Source organism: Sphingomonas sp. 66-10 (assembly GCF_001897045.1).
Taxonomy (GTDB): Bacteria; Pseudomonadota; Alphaproteobacteria; order Sphingomonadales; family Sphingomonadaceae; genus Sphingomonas; species Sphingomonas lycopersici.
The window spans coordinates 6,277-8,566 of record NZ_MKRR01000133.1; the positions used below are offsets into that span (position 1 = coordinate 6,277).

At 64.2% G+C, this 2,290-nt stretch carries 3 protein-coding genes; 2 read left to right on the forward strand and 1 reads right to left on the reverse strand.

The window, feature by feature from the left end:
* Nucleotides 1–669 (forward strand): alpha/beta hydrolase (locus BGN95_RS13980; RefSeq protein WP_286772993.1); only part of this gene is annotated, 669 nt, incomplete at its 5' end.
* 46 nt (nucleotides 670–715) lie between these two features.
* On the forward strand, nucleotides 716–1,870 hold the full coding sequence (locus BGN95_RS13985; RefSeq protein WP_286772994.1) for a serine hydrolase domain-containing protein: 1,155 nt from the start codon (nucleotides 716–718) through the stop codon (nucleotides 1,868–1,870).
* 98 nt (nucleotides 1,871–1,968) lie between these two features.
* Here the strand turns inward: BGN95_RS13985 and BGN95_RS13990 are convergent.
* On the reverse strand, nucleotides 1,969–2,290 hold a 322-nt coding region (locus BGN95_RS13990; RefSeq protein ID WP_286772995.1), incomplete at its 5' end, for a hypothetical protein.

A 2,290-nucleotide genomic window follows, 5' to 3' on the forward strand; every position in this document is an offset into this window, starting at 1 on the left:
GCCGATTTCGTGTCGCGCACGGTGAATGCGGTGAAAGACCGGCTGCCGGACGCCTTTCGCGAGATGCCGCAGCAGACATTGGCGATCTGGGCGCTGCGCACCCACGATCTGACCTTGCCCGCCACCGCCGAAGATCGACGCCGCGGGACCGCCGCCGGGGTTGCCGCGCTTGCCGCGAGCCTGTCCGGCGGGCTCGACACATTTCTCGATGTCGTCGATCGCGAGGTGAAACCGCGCGTCGCGGCGGTCGCGCCGGTCGATGCGTCGCGCGCCGCATTGTTCGGTCATTCGCTCGGCGGGCTCGCGGTGCTGCACGCGCTTTTCACGCGGCCGGAATCGTTCGGCCACTTCATTGCCGCCAGCCCGTCGATCTGGGCCGCCCCGGCGCTGTGGACCGAGGAGACGGCATTCGGTCAACGGATCGCAAGCGCGCCGCACGCGCCGGCGGTGATGCTGGCGGTCGGCGGCCGCGAACAGGATCGCGTCGGCGCAAGCTCGAAGATGATCGACAATATGCGCGAAATGGCGCGACGGCTGCGCGCGATCGAGCGCGCCGGGCCGCCGATGCAGGTCGTGGACGTGGTCTTCGCCGATGAGGACCACGGCAGTGTGCAACAGGCGTCGGTCAGCCGCGCGATCGATTTCGCATTCCGCGGTGCGCGACGATGATCGTGCGCCATCCCGATCCCAACCGTCCGCTGTTGGAAGTGACCTCATGAGAAACGTTTTTGTGCTTTTCTGCGCCTCCACGGTCGCGACCATCGCGGTCGCGCCCGCAGCTTATGCCGCCGACGACGCCGCGATCGCCGCGCAGATCGACCAGAGCGCGCGCGAGGCGATCGCCGCCGGCGAAGCGCCGGGCCTGCAGGTCGCGGTCTATAAGAACGGTAAGCCGCTGCTGGTGAAAAGCTACGGATCGGCTGATCTGGAGCTCAACGCGCCGGTGACCGACGACAGCGTCTTTCGCATCGGATCGCTGACGAAGCAGTTCACCACCGCCGCCCTGCTGAAATTGCAGGAGGAAGGGAAATTGTCGCTCGACGACCGGCTGTCGAAATATTTCCCCGATTTTCCGCGGGCGGGCGACATCACCTTGCTCGAAATGCTCCACCACACCTCCGGCCTGCACAATTACACCGACGAGCCGGATGCCTTCACCCGGCTCGGCCCCGTCACGCAGACGCCGGAGGACATGCTGCGTTATTTCAAGACCATGCCCAAGCTGCTTGACTTCGAGCCGGGCACGAACTGGAACTATAGCAACACCGCTTATTATATCTTGGGTCTCGTCGTGGAGAAGGTCGAGCGCCGGCCGCTCGCCGCGGTGTTCAAGGAGCGGTTCTTCGCCAGGCTCGACATGCAGCATACCGCGCTGGACGACGAAGCCGAAATCGTCCCCGGCCGCGTCGAAGGCTATGCCTCGACCGGCCCCGGCAAGTTCGCCAACGCGCCGTTCATTTCGATGACCGTGCCGGGCGGTGCGGGCGCGATGCGGTCGTCGGCCACCGATCTGGTGCGCTGGAATGCCGCCTTGTTCGGCGGGAAGGTGCTGAGCCCGGCGTCCTTCCAGGCGATGATCGCGCCGGGCCGGCTCAAAGACGGCGAGAAAAGCGGCGCGGCGATCGCCAAGGCCTCAGGCAAGCCGCGCGGTGACTATGGCATGGGTCTGTTCATCGACGATCTGGGCGGCCATCCGAAGATCAGCCACGGCGGCGGGATCAACGGCTTCAACAGTTCGCTGAGCGAATTCCCCAGGGATCATATCAGCGTGGCGGTGCTGGCCAACACAATTGGCAAGGGTGTCGGCGCGGGAAAAATCGCCCAGCGGATCGAGCGCATCGTCCTGGAATTACCATCGGAGAGTAAGTGAACTGCATCAGATGGGCTAGCCCAATCAGGGGCGGTGATCCAACGCCGAGGGAGGAGCCGCCCGAAAGGCCCGTCTCCGATGTAAGCAAGCGGCAGGTTTCAGGGACCGCAATTTTGCTCGTGCACGGCAGGTATGAGGCGCGTTCCTGCCGGAAATTCGTGATCAGAGATCATGACGCGGATCGGCGTCGCTGGGACGATGTGTTCCGTGGGATCTGCGCCGGATTGGACACCGGTAGCAAGGTGAAGATACATGTCCGCCAGCAACAGCGAGACTTCGTCTTGTTCGGTATTTCGCGCGGACGATATGCCGAGTTGCTGCGCGAAGGCGTCAAATTGGCTTCCGACCGCCACAACTGCACCTGGCCCGAATTCTATGTCGATCCCGACGATAGCGTGCTCAAGGATCGGATCTGGTTCT

Bases quoted from the DNA above. Each gene is read 5' to 3' on its own strand.
- BGN95_RS13985 (WP_286772994.1), top strand. From the start codon at position 716: ATGAGAAACGTTTTTGTGCTTTTCTGCGCCTCCACGGTCGCGACCATC.